The sequence below is a fragment of the Erwinia tracheiphila genome, assembly GCF_021365465.1.
Taxonomy (GTDB): domain Bacteria; phylum Pseudomonadota; class Gammaproteobacteria; order Enterobacterales; family Enterobacteriaceae; genus Erwinia; species Erwinia tracheiphila.
Genome location: NZ_CP089932.1, coordinates 545,481 through 561,184 on the forward strand (window position 1 = coordinate 545,481; position 15,704 = coordinate 561,184).

General features: G+C 52.4%; 17 protein-coding genes and 2 pseudogenes. 15 read left to right on the forward strand and 4 right to left on the reverse strand.

Annotation, left to right across the window (positions count from 1 at the left end):
• Positions 1-93 precede the first annotated feature (93 nt).
• Together LU633_RS02720 and LU633_RS02725 are read right to left on the reverse strand one after the other, a co-directional pair.
• Positions 94-315, reverse strand: coding sequence for a YheU family protein (locus tag LU633_RS02720; protein WP_020322812.1), 222 nt, complete (start codon positions 313-315; stop codon positions 94-96).
• A 25-nt stretch (positions 316-340) separates the two neighbouring features.
• Positions 341-1,303: pseudogene (locus LU633_RS02725) on the reverse strand (hydrolase).
• Between the two features lie 84 nt (positions 1,304-1,387).
• Here LU633_RS02725 and LU633_RS02730 point away from each other — a divergent pair.
• From LU633_RS02730 to tauD, 6 genes and pseudogenes are all read left to right on the forward strand, one after another.
• Positions 1,388-1,990: a LysE family translocator gene (locus LU633_RS02730; protein WP_020322807.1), complete on the forward strand. Its 603-nt coding sequence runs from the start codon at positions 1,388-1,390 to the stop codon at positions 1,988-1,990.
• A 59-nt stretch (positions 1,991-2,049) separates the two neighbouring features.
• Positions 2,050-2,811, forward strand: a pseudogene (locus LU633_RS02735) (IS5 family transposase); the annotation flags it as partial.
• A 322-nt stretch (positions 2,812-3,133) separates the two neighbouring features.
• Complete coding sequence (tauA, locus tag LU633_RS02740; RefSeq protein ID WP_020322804.1) at positions 3,134-4,117, forward strand: taurine ABC transporter substrate-binding protein; 984 nt, start codon at positions 3,134-3,136, stop codon at positions 4,115-4,117.
• Positions 4,118-4,128: 11 nt separating this feature from the next.
• Positions 4,129-4,896 carry a taurine ABC transporter ATP-binding subunit gene (gene tauB, locus LU633_RS02745; RefSeq protein WP_020322803.1) on the forward strand — a complete coding sequence of 256 codons (768 nt, stop codon included), beginning with the start codon at positions 4,129-4,131 and terminating at the stop codon, positions 4,894-4,896.
• Positions 4,893-5,717, forward strand: coding sequence for a taurine ABC transporter permease TauC (tauC, locus tag LU633_RS02750; protein ID WP_020322802.1), 825 nt, complete (start codon positions 4,893-4,895; stop codon positions 5,715-5,717). The genes tauB and tauC overlap by 4 nt, the downstream gene beginning before the upstream one ends.
• Entirely contained in the window at positions 5,718-6,557 is an 840-nt protein-coding gene (gene tauD, locus LU633_RS02755; protein ID WP_020322801.1) for a taurine dioxygenase, read from the forward strand.
• A 241-nt stretch (positions 6,558-6,798) separates the two neighbouring features.
• On the opposite strand, the gene LU633_RS02760 is transcribed toward tauD, so the two are convergent.
• Positions 6,799-8,706: an ABC transporter ATP-binding protein gene (locus LU633_RS02760; protein ID WP_020322799.1), complete on the reverse strand. Its 1,908-nt coding sequence runs from the start codon at positions 8,704-8,706 to the stop codon at positions 6,799-6,801.
• A 228-nt stretch (positions 8,707-8,934) separates the two neighbouring features.
• Between LU633_RS02760 and kefG the strand changes: the two genes are divergently transcribed.
• The 4 genes from kefG to slyD all read left to right on the forward strand — a co-directional run bounded on the left by kefG (position 8,935) and on the right by slyD (position 12,153).
• A complete protein-coding gene (gene kefG / locus LU633_RS02765) occupies positions 8,935-9,486 on the forward strand; it encodes a glutathione-regulated potassium-efflux system ancillary protein KefG (protein ID WP_020322798.1) in 552 nt (183 codons plus the stop codon).
• Positions 9,487-11,292, forward strand: a complete 1,806-nt coding sequence (gene kefB / locus LU633_RS02770) for a glutathione-regulated potassium-efflux system protein KefB (protein WP_020322797.1) — start codon at positions 9,487-9,489, stop codon at positions 11,290-11,292.
• An 8-nt stretch (positions 11,293-11,300) separates the two neighbouring features.
• A complete protein-coding gene (locus tag LU633_RS02775; protein WP_020322796.1) occupies positions 11,301-11,495 on the forward strand; it encodes a YheV family putative zinc ribbon protein in 195 nt (64 codons plus the stop codon).
• A 136-nt stretch (positions 11,496-11,631) separates the two neighbouring features.
• Positions 11,632-12,153, forward strand: a complete 522-nt coding sequence (gene slyD / locus LU633_RS02780; protein ID WP_020322795.1) for a peptidylprolyl isomerase — start codon at positions 11,632-11,634, stop codon at positions 12,151-12,153.
• 130 nt (positions 12,154-12,283) lie between these two features.
• On the opposite strand, the gene LU633_RS02785 is transcribed toward slyD, so the two are convergent.
• Positions 12,284-12,499 carry a SlyX family protein gene (locus LU633_RS02785; RefSeq protein ID WP_020322794.1) on the reverse strand — a complete coding sequence of 72 codons (216 nt, stop codon included), beginning with the start codon at positions 12,497-12,499 and terminating at the stop codon, positions 12,284-12,286.
• A gap of 286 nt (positions 12,500-12,785) precedes the next feature.
• On the opposite strand from LU633_RS02785, the gene fkpA reads away from it, so the two are divergent.
• The 5 genes from fkpA to tusB all read left to right on the forward strand — a co-directional run bounded on the left by fkpA (position 12,786) and on the right by tusB (position 15,583).
• Complete coding sequence (gene fkpA, locus LU633_RS02790) at positions 12,786-13,625, forward strand: FKBP-type peptidyl-prolyl cis-trans isomerase (RefSeq protein ID WP_020322793.1); 840 nt, start codon at positions 12,786-12,788, stop codon at positions 13,623-13,625.
• A gap of 196 nt (positions 13,626-13,821) precedes the next feature.
• On the forward strand, positions 13,822-14,544 hold the full coding sequence (locus LU633_RS02795) for a helix-turn-helix transcriptional regulator (protein ID WP_020322792.1): 723 nt from the start codon (positions 13,822-13,824) through the stop codon (positions 14,542-14,544).
• Positions 14,544-14,930 carry a sulfurtransferase complex subunit TusD gene (gene tusD / locus LU633_RS02800; RefSeq protein WP_020322791.1) on the forward strand — a complete coding sequence of 129 codons (387 nt, stop codon included), beginning with the start codon at positions 14,544-14,546 and terminating at the stop codon, positions 14,928-14,930. Before LU633_RS02795 ends, tusD begins: the two co-directional genes overlap by 1 nt.
• Positions 14,930-15,289 carry a sulfurtransferase complex subunit TusC gene (gene tusC / locus LU633_RS02805; RefSeq protein WP_020322788.1) on the forward strand — a complete coding sequence of 120 codons (360 nt, stop codon included), beginning with the start codon at positions 14,930-14,932 and terminating at the stop codon, positions 15,287-15,289. The genes tusD and tusC overlap by 1 nt, the downstream gene beginning before the upstream one ends.
• Before the next feature lie 6 nt (positions 15,290-15,295).
• Positions 15,296-15,583 carry a sulfurtransferase complex subunit TusB gene (gene tusB / locus LU633_RS02810; protein WP_020322787.1) on the forward strand — a complete coding sequence of 96 codons (288 nt, stop codon included), beginning with the start codon at positions 15,296-15,298 and terminating at the stop codon, positions 15,581-15,583.
• Positions 15,584-15,704: the final 121 nt, after the last annotated feature.

The window sequence follows — 15,704 nt, forward strand, 5'->3', positions numbered from 1 at the left end:
CTAGCCCCCAAGGTTTGGCAGGTCGTCGACATGATTTTTATCATCGGCATCATCGACGAGCAGGCGTTCAACAAAAAAAGCGTATTGGCGTATTCAGGGCTGGTGCAGCTGTCCTCGCCGCATGATATTGACGGTTTCGTGAAGTTCCGACCAGACCAGCATCGCTTCGCCGCTGCGTAATTGCAGGTGCACATCCTTTACCTTTTGGGTCAGCGAACGTTCATGTTCACCATAATCCGTCCCTTCACGCAGCACAAAGGATTCAATCAGATTGTTCAGCGTGTCTGTTTCCAAATCCTGCCAGGGAATAATCATCTTTGTTGTCCAACCAGTTTGAAAGCTAATGTGGTATTTGCTCCTCCAGCCACATGCGGGGCTGACGAAGGGTTACACCGACAAATCCTACATGTCCGCCATAATCGGTCAACTGATACTCCACGCAGGCGGGCAGCAGCCGACGGGAGGAATGACCGTGTCGGTCATAAAAGGCTCGTCTTTAGCATGGATAATCAGCATGGGCCTGGTGACGCCCGGCATCGCGCTGCAACGTCGGTAGTAGTCGCTTGCATCCTGAAAACCATGTGCTCTGGCGGTGATAACATCGTCAAAACCACGCAGCGTTTTCAGCGCGTTGAGTTGGGCCATGTCCACTGGCAGCGTACCCGGCCAGGCGATCAGCTTCCTCCTGGCATTTTTCTTCAGCCGATTGAGTAAGTAACGCGGGTAGAGTCGGGAAAATCCCTTTTCCAGTCGCAGACTGCAAGGTTCCAGCATCAGTGGTGCTGAGGCCATGACGTCGGCATCCAGCAGGTAGCAGGCAGCGATCGCCCTGTTGTCCCATCAGACAGGCCAACATATTACCGCCCAAAGAAAAGCCGACCGATACAGTGAGAACTGTGCCACGGTGTTCTCGCAGCCAGTGCAGAAAAAAGGTGGCATCGGTGGTTTCATCCGAATGATAAAGACGATGAAGCCTGTTGGGTTCACCGCTGCAACCACGAAAATGCATGACAACACCCAGCCAGCCGTGCTGTTGACACGCGAGTAACAAACCATGCGCATAGGGACTGTTTACGCTTCCCTCAGGTCCGTGGAACAGTACCACTCGGGGTTTGTATCTTGCTTTGGCCGGGTCTTCACTCCAGGCCAGATCGATAAAATCACCGTCAGGCAGGGTCAGACGCTGCCAGTGAGGCACCAGGAGGATCCTGCGTCTCACCAGCCGCGGCAAAAGGGTTTGCAAATGCGGGTTGCGTCCCCCGGCTGGCGGCTGAAAGTCAGCAGACTGCTGATTTAAAATCATGTTCAAAATACTTGTCGGTTTCCTGTCATATTGCTAGCTTCATCAGGTTTATTTCTGGTCGTGGGTGAGGAGCACCTGATTCATATGGAACTGAGTTTATTTTTATCAATGTTAGGCTTTCTCTGGGTAGCTGCCATCACGCCGGGACCTAATAATATGTTACTCACGGCGTCAGGTGCCAATTTTGGTTTCCTGCGCTCATTATGGCTGCTTATCGGTATCATGATTGGCATGCAGCTGATGTTGTTCATTGTGGCGTCGGGCGTTGGCGGCCTTATCCTGCTTTATCCTTCTCTTCATCTGTTTCTAAAAATTGCCGGAAGCGCCTATCTCCTCTGGCTGGCATGGAAAATCGGCACGGCAAAATATGAGAAGCTGGAAACGGGCGATGCGCTGAAGCGGCCCATGCCGTTCTGGCAAGGCGGGCTGCTACAGCTGATTAATCCTAAGGCCTGGCTAATGGCGTTGGGTGCGGTTACCAGCTTTAGCCTGTCTGGTGACGCCTGGCGAGGTTCAGTAATGGCAATAAGTGCGGGAATGGCTCTCGTTAACGTGGTATCCGGTGTCATTTGGTTAGGGTGTGGCACGATAATCGGGCATATTCTGGCCAGCCGCCGCGCATGGGTGATTTTCAATGTTTCTATGGGATTGCTCACGGCGGCCTGTGTTTTGCTCATCTGGCATTAAGACGCTGTCCCAAAAGGCACCATCGTATAATGCATCCCGGTCATATCTGAGGGCAAAGTATGGCAGGCGGTAAAGGGCAGATTAGCGATGAACTCCGGGACAAAATGGCCCCGCTTATCCCGGAACATAAAACCCGCCATCCTCCGGGTACGCGCCGAAAACGTGTTGATAATCGGGCCGCAATGAACGCCATTTTCTTCGTCCCCAGCACAGCCTGTCAGTGGAATGCACTCAATGCCACAGGGATAGGTTCATCAGCTTCTGCGCCCCGGCGCTTCCGGGAACGGAGAGACGCAGGTGTCTTCGGGCGTTTCTGGCAGAACGGATTACTGGCCTGTGAACACCCGGACGGCACGGACTGCTCATGGTTGTCGGTGGATGGCGGTATGACAACATCACCGCTGCCGGGACAAAAAACAGGACGCAATCCCACGGACACAGGGAAACAGGGAAACAGGGAAACAGGGCGTAAAGCCCAGTCTGATGACAGACGCCGGCGGGCTTCCTCTGTCACGGGTCGCAGCAGCAAACAGGCATGACATCAAACTGGTGGCGGACACACCCGGTGCTCTTCAGACGGGGCGTCCGGGGCAAAAACCCGGACTCTGCCCGGACAAAGGCGACGAAGCGCCCGGGCTGAAAACAGACCGGTTGAGCCGTCGTGACGAACCTTCAGTGCCCGTCGCCGGGCCGTCGGGAGGACGCACAGCCGGATGAACCGGTTTCGCCGGCCCCTGACCCGACGGGAAAAGACGTCTGAGAATGACGGGGCCCTGTTGCATTTTTCCTGTGGTCTGATTGTCTGGAATAAAGCCCTGTTGAGACAGCCGCTAAACATTCTGTTCAGTGCGGTCAAACGTCCTCAAGGCGATCGTTGGACAGTTAGCGCGTTCAAGGCATGTTGCTTACGGGTGCATGTAAAGTGCGGTTTGTGGCACCAGTATGACGGCGGCGCCATGACCGACAGCTGGCGAGTGTCTGTTTTACTCACTTATCGGCCCGGTCCATTTTTCAGCATACCTATTCTGTTTTTCTCCTAAGTAGATAAAGATATAAAAGATAATTTTTAATTACTTTATCGCAATAGTTATTCCCGGTTACAAAAGGGTATCCATCCCATGACAATGATAACCGGAGCAGGCCATGACGGCGAAATTCTCCCCTTTTTTGATGACTACCATGCTGGCCCTTTTTTCCTGCATGTCCGGCGCGAAAGCGGTGGATGTCACTATTGCTTATCAAACCTCTGCAGAACCAGCAAAGGTTGCGCAGGCCAATAATACCTTCGCAAAAGAGAGCGGCGTAAAGGCCGACTGGCGGAAATTTGACAGTGGGTCCAGCGTGGTCAGGGCGCTGGCGTCCGGCGATATTCAAATCGGCAATATTGGATCCAGTCCGCTGGCGGTCGCGGCAAGTCAACAGGTGCCCATCGAGGTCTTTTTACTGGCTTCTCAGCTCGGCAGCTCCGAGGCGCTGGTAGTCAGGAAAGGTATTAACAACCCCCAGGATCTTGTTGGCAAGCGCATTGCCGTGCCTTTTATCTCTACCACGCATTACAGCCTGCTTGCCGCGTTGAAGCACTGGGGCATTGCCCCCGATAAGGTACAAATCCTGAACCTGCAACCGCCTGAAATTATTGCCGCCTGGCAACAGGGTGATATTGATGGGGCTTATGTCTGGGCGCCAGCTGTCACTGAACTGGAGAAAAATGGCAGTGTCTTGACCGATTCTGCACAGGTTGGTAAATGGGGCTCCCCAACTCTGGATGTATGGGTGGTGCGCAAAGATTTTGCCCAACAGCATCCTGACGTGGTGGCGGCATTTGCCCGCAGCGCAATAGCGGCGCAGAAAGGTTATCTCGATAACCCGGAGCAATGGCTGAAAAACAATGAAAATCTCAGCACGCTCTCGCGTCTGAGCGGCGTGCCGGCACAGCAAGTGCCGCAACTGGTAAGGGGAAATAATTATCTCACCGCCCGCCAGCAGGTTGAGCAACTGGGCCAACCAGTGAACCAGGCCATTATTGACACCGCAACCTTCCTTAAGGCACAGGGTAAAGTGCCGCAGGTTGCCAGCGACTACAGCGGCTATGTCACTGACCGCTTTGTCAAATCTCTGGCTCAGTAACGGAAGCAAATATGCTTGCTGTTTCGCATCTCAGCGCCCGTTATGACGGTCATCTTGCGCTGGACGGGATTAGCCTGTCTATTGCTGCCGGGGAACTGGTGGTGGTGCTTGGCCCTTCGGGCTGTGGTAAAACCACCCTGCTGAACCTTATCGCCGGTTTTCTGCCTGCGGAGTCCGGCACTATTATGCTCAACGGCCAGATTGTCACCGGGCCGGGGGCGGACCGTGGCGTGGTATTCCAACATGAAGGGTTACTGCCGTGGCGAAACGTGTTGGATAACGTGGCTTTCGGCTTGCAGCTGGCCAGCGTGAAGAAAATACAACGCAGGGAAACTGCCCGGCAAATGTTAAATAAGGTTGGATTAAACGGCACAGAGAATAAGTTTATCTGGCAGCTTTCCGGTGGCATGCGCCAGCGGGTTGGCATCGCCAGGGCGCTGGTGGCCGATCCACAACTGCTGTTGCTGGATGAACCGTTCGGAGCGCTGGATGCTTTCACCCGTGAGCAGATGCAGGAACTGCTGCTGACCTTGTGGCGCGACAGCGGTAAGCAGGTGTTATTGATTACTCACGATATTGAGGAAGCGGTCTTTCTGGCCAGCGAACTGATTATTTTATCACAGGGACCAGGTCGGGTTATCGAACGTCTGGCGCTCGATTTTGGTCGCCGCTACGCTGCCGGGGAATCCTGCCGGGGCATTAAGTCCGACCCGGCGTTTATTGCCCGGCGTGAATATGTGTTGAGCCGCGTTTTCCAAAGGCGTGAGGTGTCCTTATGAGCTTACTTTCAACCGAAAAAACGTCAGCTTCCCCGCAGGGGTTGCACTGGCCATTCAACCGTCAGCTAACACTCAGTGCGGTTACGCTACTGACGTTGCTGACGATATGGTGGGGGGTGACTGCCCTTCATTGGATTGCCCCTTTATTTTTACCGCCTCCTCAGCAGGTTTTTCATCAATTATTGACCATTGCTGGCCCGCAAGGTTTTATGAACGCTACGCTCTGGCAGCATCTTGCTGCCAGCCTCAGCCGCATTCTGATTGCCCTGCTGGCCGCGGTTATCCTGGGCGTGCCGGTTGGTATCCTGATGGGGCTGAATGAAACTGTGCGCGGCATGCTCGACCCGCTGATCGAGCTGTATCGTCCTGTCCCGCCGCTGGCTTATTTACCGCTGATGGTTATCTGGTTTGGTATTGGCGAAACCTCAAAGATCTTGCTTATCTATCTGGCGATTTTTGCTCCGGTTGCCATGTCAGCCCTCGCCGGTGTGAAAAGCGTCCAGTGCGTTCGTTTGCGCGCCGCACAGTCATTGGGTGCAAATCGCTGGCAATTGCTGAGATTTGTCATCCTGCCGGGCGCACTACCGGAAATTCTCACGGGAATACGAATTGGCCTTGGCGTGGGCTGGTCAACGCTGGTGGCTGCTGAACTGATTGCCGCCACGCGTGGATTGGGCTTTATGGTGCAGTCTGCCGGTGAGTTTCTGGCAACAGATGTCGTGCTGGCAGGTATCGCGGCAATTGCCGCAATCGCTTTCACCCTTGAATTGGGGCTACGTGCACTGCAACGTCGCCTGACCCCCTGGCATGGAGAACATTGAATGAACGAGCGTCTGACTATTACCCCGCTGGGACCGAATATTGGTGCACAGGTTGCTGATGTTAACCTGAGTCGCTCATTGAGCGATGCCCAGTTCGAGCAGCTTTATCACTCGTTGATCCGCTATCAGGTTCTGTTCCTGCGCGACCAGCCGGTAACGCCACCGCAGCAGCGCGCGCTGGCGGCTCGTTTTGGCGATTTGCACATCCATCCGGTTTATCCCCATGCGCCCGACGCGGAAGAGATTATCGTGCTGGATACCCATAATGATAATCCGCCGGACAATGACAACTGGCACACCGACGTAACCTTTATCACTAACCCGCCGGCAGGCGCTATTCTTGCCGCGAAACAATTGCCGGAATGCGGAGGTGATACACTGTGGGCCAGTGGAATTGCGGCTTATGAGGCGTTATCCGAATCTTTTAAAGTGCTGTTGGCTGGCCTGCAGGCCGAACACGATTTCACAAAATCATTTCAGGAATTTAGATACCGCCGCAGTGAAGAGGAACATGCTCGTTGGAAACGGGCGGTAGAAAATAATCCGCCGGTGCTCCATCCGCTAGTACGTACGCATCCGGTGAGCGGTAAGTTATCGCTTTTTGTTAATGAAGGATTTACCACGCGCATTGTTGGCCTGAAGCAGAAGGAGAGTGAGGCGCTGCTGGCTTTCCTGTTTACGCACATTACAAAGCCAGAGTTTCAGGTACGCTGGCGCTGGCAGGAAAACGATCTGGCGATTTGGGATAACCGTGTGACGCAGCATTATGCCAATGCGGATTATCTCCCGGCACGACGTATTATGCATCGCGCAACTATTCTGGGGGATAAGCCACGGTGAACGGTGAAGCTGTGTGGTCCTCCTGCAAGAACCCATCCATTCCGGACGCGATGGTCAGGTTTTTGACAACAGGTTTGAAGGCTGGTGGGCAAACAATGTTTGCACCGGGCGCGCGAATCACAAGATTTCTGTTGTTGCTTTGTCGGGCTGGGTTCAGGTTTTTACGGCCTGGTGGTGTGAGCGTTGGACTGGCGACGCGTGCCGGGAAACAGGCAGGCGTCGCACGCGTTAATATGGCGATTTAGCCGGGCTGTTGAAGCAGGGTTTCTAATTGCTCCTGAGCATCCAGCCACGCCAGTTCACATGCCTCCAGTGCCGATTTCGCTTCCGCCTGATGTTGCAGGGCCGTGGTGAGTTCAGCCTTGCGGCTCTGTTCGTAAATAGCGCTATCCGCCAGCTTTTCTTCTGCGGCGGTCAGCTGGTTGTTCAGCTTTTCCATCTGCTTTTCCAGCTTTTCAATCTGCTTACGCAGGGGCTGTGTCTGGGTCCGCCGTTCTGCCTCACGGCGCTTCTGATCTTTTCTGGCCTGTGCGCTGTTTCCGTTGTCTGGCTTAGATTCAGTGCTGGCGGTTTCTTGCTTTTGTAACTCGCTCAACCAGCGCTGATAATCTTCCAAATCGCCATCGAACGCTTCCACCTTGCCGCCATGCACCAGATAAAGGTCGTCAGTGGTGGAGCGCAGCAGGTGACGATCGTGCGATACCACCACCAATGCGCCTTCAAAGTCGATTAACGCTTCCGTTAAGGCCTGACGCATATCTAAATCAAGATGGTTGGTTGGTTCATCAAGCAGCAGCAGGTTAGGGCGCTGCCAGACAATCAGCGCCAGTACCAGGCGCGCTTTTTCGCCACCGGAGAAGCGACCGGTATTTTCGCTGACTTTATCGCCCTGGAAGCCAAATCCGCCCAGATAGTCGCGTAGCTGCTGTTCCAGAATTTTGGGCGCGATACGAACCAGATGCTGCAATGGGGACTCATCTGCGCGGAGAAATTCAAGCTGGTGCTGGGCGAAGTAACCGAGTTTGATGCCTTTCGCCAGACCAATATCACCCTGTAACGGAGCCAGCTCACCGGCCAGCAGTTTGATTAACGTCGATTTACCCGCGCCGTTGCGACCAAGCAGGCCGATGCGGGAGCCGGGCACCAGATTGAGTTTGATTGAATTGAGAATGATGCGTTCGCCGTAGCCCGCGCTGACTTTTTCCATGTTCAGCAGGGGATTTGGCAGGTTCTCCGGGGCGCGGAAGCTGAAAGTAAAGGGATTATCAACGTGCGCAGGGGCAATCAGCTCCATTCGCTCAAGCATTTTGATGCGGCTTTGCGCCTGTTTCGCTTTGCTGGCTTTTGCCTTGAAGCGATCAATAAAACTTTGCAGGTGGGAGACTTTTGCCTGCTGATTTTCATACATTGATTGCTGTTGCGCCAGTTTGGTGGCGCGCTGAATTTCGAATGAGCTGTAATTGCCGGTGTATTCGAAAATCGACTGCTGCTCAATGTGCAGGATTTTATCCACAATGGGATCAAGGAAGTCGTGATCGTGGGAGATCAGGATCAGCGTTCCCTGATAGCTCTTTAGCCAGCGTTCCAGCCAGATGACCGCATCAAGATCGAGGTGGTTAGTGGGCTCATCGAGTAACAGCAGATCGGAGCGGCAGATTAGCGCCTGGGCCAGGTTGAGGCGCATGCGCCAGCCGCCGGAAAAGTCACTGACCGGGCGTTGTAGCTGCTCCTGCGAAAAGCCCAAACCCTTAAGCAGAGTGGCGGCACGCGACTGTATTGTCCATGCCTGAATTGCATCAAGTTTGCCATGCAGTGTGGCAATGGCATGACCATCATCTATTTTGTTGGCATGGTCCAGATTGCGTTCAAGCTGACGAAACTCCCGATCGCCGTCAATGACATAATCAATGGCCGGGATGGAGAGGGCAGGCGTTTCCTGATTGACCCAGGCGAGAGACCAGCTGCCGGGGCAGGTCATACTACCGCCGTCTGCGCTTATTTCGTTCTTAAGCAGTGACAGCAGCGTCGATTTGCCGCAGCCGTTTTTTCCCACCAGCCCGACTTTCTGTCTTGGATTAATGGTGGCGGTCGCGTTGTCCAGCAATACGCGGACACCGCGTCGTATTTGTAATGAGGAGAAGACAATCATAAGCGCCGTAATAGTCAGGATATGCCCGTCATGTTTCAGGTATGCTGACGGCGTTCGTTACTCAAATCACTTACCTGAGTAAGCTCATCGGGGCGCCTTCCTGCAACTCGAATTATTCAGGGTATATGTTAAATTGAATCATCATAATTACTTGCGGAATTCACAATTCCGTTGTGTCGGGCATGGTAGCGGAATTTCTCCACTATGACGACGATTTGGAGAGGAATGATGTCGCAGATGTCCAATGTTTTACTGCTTTATGCTCATCCTGAATCGCAGGATTCCATCGCCAACCGGGTGTTGCTGCAACCGGCAAAGGATTTGCCCAACGTGATGGTGCATGATCTCTACGCGCACTATCCTGATTTCTTTATTGATATTCATCACGAACAGCAGCTTCTACGTGAACATGACATTATTGTTTTTCAGCATCCCCTTTATACCTATAGCTGTCCTGCATTGTTAAAAGAGTGGCTGGATCGCGTGTTGTCGCGCGGGTTTGCAAGTGGTCCAAATGGCAACGCGCTGGAAGGAAAATTCTGGCGGAGTGTCACCACCACTGGCGAGCCGGAAGCGGCTTACCATCAGGACGGGCTTAACCGATATACCATGTCCGACATTATGCGTCCGTTTGAACTGACCGCCCAACTCTGCCGGATGCACTGGCTGACGCCAATGATTATCTATCTGGCGCGTCGGCAGTCGTCTGAAGTGATGAAAAACTACGCGCGTGCCTACGGTGACTGGCTGGCGTCTCCGCAACTGCCTGGAGGGCGGTGAATGGAAGGGCAAACACTGTTAACGGCAGGGGTGGTCTATCTTTTTGCCGCAGTAATCGCCGTGCCGCTGGCGGCGCGTTTGGGGATTGGTGCCGTGCTGGGCTATCTGCTGGCCGGTATCGCCATCGGCCCGTGGGGATTGGGTTTTATCAGCGATGTTGATGAGATCCTGCACTTCTCTGAGTTGGGCGTGGTGTTTCTGATGTTTATCATCGGGCTGGAACTGAATCCTGCCAAGCTCTGGCAGCTGCGGCGATCGATCTTTGGCGTAGGGGCGGCGCAGGTTGTTTTTAGCTCAGTAATCCTCGGCGGATTGCTGTGGCTGACGCATTTTTCCTGGCAGGCGGCGCTGATTGGCGGCATCGGACTGGCGATGTCCTCTACCGCGATGGCGATACAGCTCATGCGTGAAAAAGGGATGAACCGAAGTGAAGCGGGTCAGTTAGGTTTTTCCGTGCTGCTTTTTCAGGATCTGGCGGTGATCCCGGCGCTGGCGTTAGTGCCGCTGCTGGCGGGAGGGGACAGCGGCCATACCGACTGGATGAAGATCGTAATGAAGGTGCTGGCCTTTGCCGGAATGTTGGTGGGTGGTCGCTATTTGCTCAGACCGATTTTTCGTTTTATTGCCGCATCAGGTGTGCGTGAGGTTTTTACCGCCGCCTCGCTACTATTGGTGCTGGGTTCCGCACTGTTTATGGACGCGTTAGGACTTTCCATGGCATTAGGTACTTTTATCGCCGGGATACTGCTGGCAGAAAGTGAGTATCGCCATGAACTGGAAATCGCTATCGATCCTTTTAAAGGGTTGCTTCTGGGCCTGTTTTTTATTTCCGTCGGCATGGCGCTCAATCTTGGCGTGCTTTATATCCATCTGCTTGAAATTATTGTGTGTGTAATAGCGCTGGTGGCGGTTAAAGGAACGGTGCTGTACCTGCTTTCACGCCTGTTTGGTCTGCGTAGTTCAGAGCGTCTGCAATTTTCCGGGGTACTTAGCCAAGGCGGAGAGTTCGCTTTTGTGTTGTTTTCGGCTGCGTCATCGGCAAAATTGTTTAAGGGCGATCAGATGTCGTTGCTGCTGGTCACGGTCACATTGTCGATGATGATCACGCCAGTGCTGATGCAGGGTATTGACAAGATTCTGGCAAGGCGCTTCAACGAGGATGATCACTACGACGAAAAGCCGTTTGTCGAGGATGATAAACCGGAAGTGATCGTCGTCGGATTTGGCCGTTTCGGTCAGGTGGTGGCGCGCCTGCTAATGGCGAATGAGAAACGTATTACGGTGCTGGAGCGGGATATCAGTTCCGTCAGCCTGATGCGTAAATATGGATATAAAGTTTATTACGGCGATGCTACCGAACTTGAGCTGTTACGTGCTGCGGGAGCGGATACGGCACAATCGATAGTGATCACCTGCAATACGCCGGAAGATGCAATCGCAATTGTTCATCTCTGTCAGCATCATTTTCCTCATCTGCAAATTCTTGCCCGTGCAAGAGGTCGCGTAGAGGCGCACGAGTTGATTCAGGCGGGTGTGGCGCAGTTCTCGCGTGAAACGTTCTCCAGTGCGCTGGAGATGGGCCGTAAGACATTGATGACGCTTGGCATGCATCCCCATCAGGCATTTCGTGCACAGCAGCATTTTCGTCGTCTGGATATGCGTATGTTACGCGAACTGATGCCTAATCATGCTGACAGTCAGCAGATTTCCCGTGTAAAAGAAGCCCGCCGTGAGCTGGAAGATATTTTTCAGGCAGAGATGCGCCATGAAAAACGCCAGTTTGGTGGCTGGGATGAGTTTGAATAGGAGTCGAAATGCGGAGAAGATTTATCGCCGGAGCGACCTGCCCGGCATGCCAGGCAAAAGATACGCTGGTGCTATGGAAAGAAAATAATATTGATGTAGTTGAATGTGTTACCTGCGGTCATCAGATGCGTGAAGCGGATAAGCATGTTCGTGATGGAGTACGCGACAGCGAACAGGTCATTGGCATTTTCCATCCTGAGTAGCGCAATTGTCCGACTTTTTTTAGCTTTACCGTACAGTCGCGTTGAAATTCATTACAATCGACGCAATCAAGAGCGCTTGCGGTTGGTCATTTGGCCAATTCTTAAGGGCTCAAGCTCTCAACGGTTAGGAGTAATCATGAAAGTAGCAAAAGACCTGGTCGTCAGCCTGGCTTATCAGGTGCGTACAGAAGAGGATGTGTTGGTTGATGAGTCCACGGTAAGTGCGCCGCTGGATTATCTGCACGGTCATGGCTCCCTGATTGTAGGTCTTGAAAAAGCACTGGAGAATCATGAGGCGGGTGACAAATTTGAAGTCAACATCGCCGCAGATGATGCTTATGGCCAGTACGATGACAACCTCGTTCAGCGTGTGCCAAAAGATGTTTTTATGGGCGTCGATGAACTGCAGGTAGGCATGCGTTTCCTGGCAGAGACCGATCAGGGTTCCGTGCCGGTTGAGATAACTGAAGTTGAAGATGACCACGTTGTGGTTGATGGTAACCACACGCTGGCTGGGCAGAATCTTAACTTCAAAGTGGAAGTGGTGGAGATTCGTGAAGCAACACCAGAAGAGCTGGCCCACGGCCATGTGCATGGCGCGCACGATCATCACCACGATCATGAACATGGTCAGGGTGGATGTGGCTGTAGCCACTAAGTTTTAACTGCTTTCCCGATAAGGCTGCCCTGATGGCGGCTTTTTTTGTTCCACCGCTGAAATCATCTTGACGCTGGACACCAGGCATACTCTGAATTTTTGCAGATTGGCAGACTCGCCGTTTCAGTGCTTAATAGTGTGGCGGTGGCGTTTCTTCTGACTGCGAGGCGATCATCGAAGGGGCGACTGATTTCAGTTTATCGGTTAGCAGGCGTATCTGTTCTCTCAGACGTGCCATTTCAAGTTCGTGATGAATAACTGTCTGGTTAAGCGTTTCAAGGGTGTGTTCCTGAAACGCCAGGCGGCTTTCCAGCATTTCCATCCGTTGTTCAAAAGAATGCAGCATGTCTTTTCCTCATTGGGGCTTACGGCGCGACTGCCTCAACCAAATCTTCCTGATTCTAACGGGAAAGACCGTAATGAAACAGACGCACTGGCCCTAATTTCGGCCAATACTTGAAAAACAAGCCTGTCGTCTGCATTAAGGTGATGAACTTTAGGGTGGACAAGCGGTCGGAAGTTACCTAGCTTTCATTGATAAATTGTCAGTTCCCTCGTGCAGTTTTATCGCTATAGTACAGCGCCGTCTGTAATGATTTCCGAGGTGAGAGGCTTCGGTTTTGGAGAAATGGATGAAATCAATGTTTAAAGTTACACTGTCAGCCACCATCATGGCCGTTGCACTGAACGCCTCCCTGGCATTTGCTGCCGAGACTGCGCCAGCAGCTCCCGTGCCAGCAGAACAGTCACCACAACCTGTACCTAAAAATGCTGCTTTTAAAACAGACGATCAGCAGTCCGCCTACGCGCTGGGTGCCTCGCTGGGTCGTTATATGGAAAACTCCCTGAAGGAGCAGGAGAAACTGGGTATCACGCTGGACAAACAGCAGCTGATATCCGGTGTTCAGGACGCATTTGCTGGAAAAAACAAACTGTCTGATCAGGAAATTGAGCAGACTTTACAGTCCTTTGAAAGCCGCGTGAAGAGCGCAGCTCAGGCGAAAATGGAAAAAGATGCAAAAGAAAACACTGCAAAAGGTGATGCTTTCGCAACCAAATTTGCTAAAGAAAAAGGCGTGAAGAAAACGGAATCCGGTCTGCTTTATCAGGTTGAGAAAGAGGGAACCGGTAAGGTACCGACTGACAGCGATACCGTTGTAGTTAATTATAAAGGTGCACTGATTGACGGTACCGAGTTTGATAACTCGTTCACCCGTGGTGAACCCCTTTCTTTCCGTCTTGACGGCGTCATCCCAGGCTGGACTGAAGGCCTGAAACACGTCAAGAAAGGCGGCAAAATTAAGCTGGTTATTCCACCACAACTTGCCTACGGTAAAAACGGCGTTCCTGGCATCCCGGCTAACTCCACGTTAGTGTTCGATGTTGAGCTGCAGGATATCAAACCTGTGGCTAAAGCGGAGGCGAATGCGGATAAACCTGCCCAAGCCCCGGCTGCGGCTCAGGCTAAGTAAAAGACCTACTGCCACAGGTTCCTGTGGCAGTATTGTTGTTTCTCCCCGCCCCACTCATCATCGCTGCCTGCGGCAATTCCTGACAAAGTCGAGGACAGGCCTTTACGTTCTTTGCTAGACTACCCTTCGCGCATTTTCTTCTGAACACGTCTTGCCTGGCATCTTTCGTCGGGTTTTTTTCAAGGGTGGTGTCTTAATGTCTGGTTCAATATTTACCGGTGATGTGACCGATCTGGAATTACTGGAACAGCGTCCCTTCGAGCAAACTGACTTTGATATCCTGCGCTCATATGAGGCGGTAGTGGATGGCCTTGCTATGCTGATTGGCTCCCACTGTGAGATTGTCCTACATTCGCTGGAAGATTTAAAATGTTCAGCCGTTCGTATTGCCAATGGTGAGCATACGGGCCGAAAAATAGGCTCCCCCATTACCGATCTCGCCTTGCGCATGCTGCATGAAATGAGGGGGGCAGACAGTAATGTATCCAGAGCATATTTCACCCGTGCCAAAAGTGGCGTGCTTATGAAGGCGGTCACCATTGCCATCCGTAACGCTCATCAGCGGGTGATTGGCCTGTTATGCATCAACATGAATCTCGATGTACCGTTCTCGCAGATTATGGCAACTTTTATGCCACCGGAAACGCAGGACGCCGCGTCATCGGTAAACTTCGCTTCGTCGGTTGAGGATCTGGTGATGCAGACGCTGGAATTCACCATTGAGGAAGTGAGCGGTGATCGTAATGTTTCTAACAATGCCAAGAACCGCCAGATTGTGCTGAATCTCTATGAGAAAGGGATTTTTGACATTAAGGATGCCATCAATCAGGTGGCAGAACGCCTTAACATCTCCAAGCACACGGTTTACCTCTATATCCGCCAGTTTAAAAGCGGAGATTGTCAGGGACACGATCGCTAATGCGTTTTATCCTGATGGTCACCGGCCCTGCTTATGGCACGCAGCAGGCAAGTAGCGCTTTATTGTTTGCTCAGGCGTTGCTGGAGCAAGGACACGTGCTGGAAAGCGTGTTTTTTTATCGTGAAGGTGTGCTGAATGCGAATGCACTGACTTCACCAGCAAATGATGAATTCAATCTGACTCATGGCTGGCAGCAGCTCAATCAGCAACAGGATGTCACGTTAAATATCTGTGTTTCAGCGGCCTTACGTCGTGGCATTGCTAATGAGCAGGAAGCAAAAAACCTTGGCCTGACGTGCGCTAATCTGGCGGAGGGGTTCCAGCTTGCGGGATTGGGCGCTCTGGCCGAGGCGGCGTTAACCTGCGATCGTCTGGTGCAATTCTGATGAATCGTATCGCTATCGTATTTACCCGGTCTCCGCATGGTACCAGCGCTGGCCGGGAAGGATTAGATGCTGCATTGGCTCTCTGCGCACTCAATGAAAATATTGCGCTATTTTTTGTCAGCGATGGGGTGCTGCAACTTCTTACTGAACAGCAGCCTGCAAGGGTGTTGGCGCGCAATTATGTTGCTGCTTTCGGACTGCTTCCTTTGTATGACATTGACGAAATGTATATTTGCGCAGCCTCCCTTATGGAACGCGGTCTGCCAATTGAGGGCGCGCGAGTATTACCCGCAAAGGTGGTTTCGCCAACAGAGTTGCGTAGCTTGTTGGCGCGTTTTGACCGTATTATTACTTTCTGAGGTAGCATGCTACATCTTCTTATCCATTCACCCTTTCAATGCGACTTTGATGCGCTGCTCCGCGTGCTGGCGAAGGGCGATGATGTGCTGCTGCTACAGGATGGTGTGTTGGCGGCCCTGGAAGGGAGTGAGGCACTTAAAAAATTGCTGGAGAAAGATATCGGCCTGTACGTATTACATGAAGATATCCTGGCGCGTGGACTTTCTGCTCGAATTTCACTCAGTGCAGGAAAGGTAAGCTATACTGATTTCGTTGCGCTGACGGTAAAACATTCCCAGCAAATGACCTGGTAGTGGGACAATATACTGGTTATTTCTTGACACCTTTTCTGGTCAGCCCTAAAATTCTGCGTCCTCGTTATACCATGAGGCAATTTATCACGTGTTTACGAAGCAAAAGCAAATCCCAGGAGCT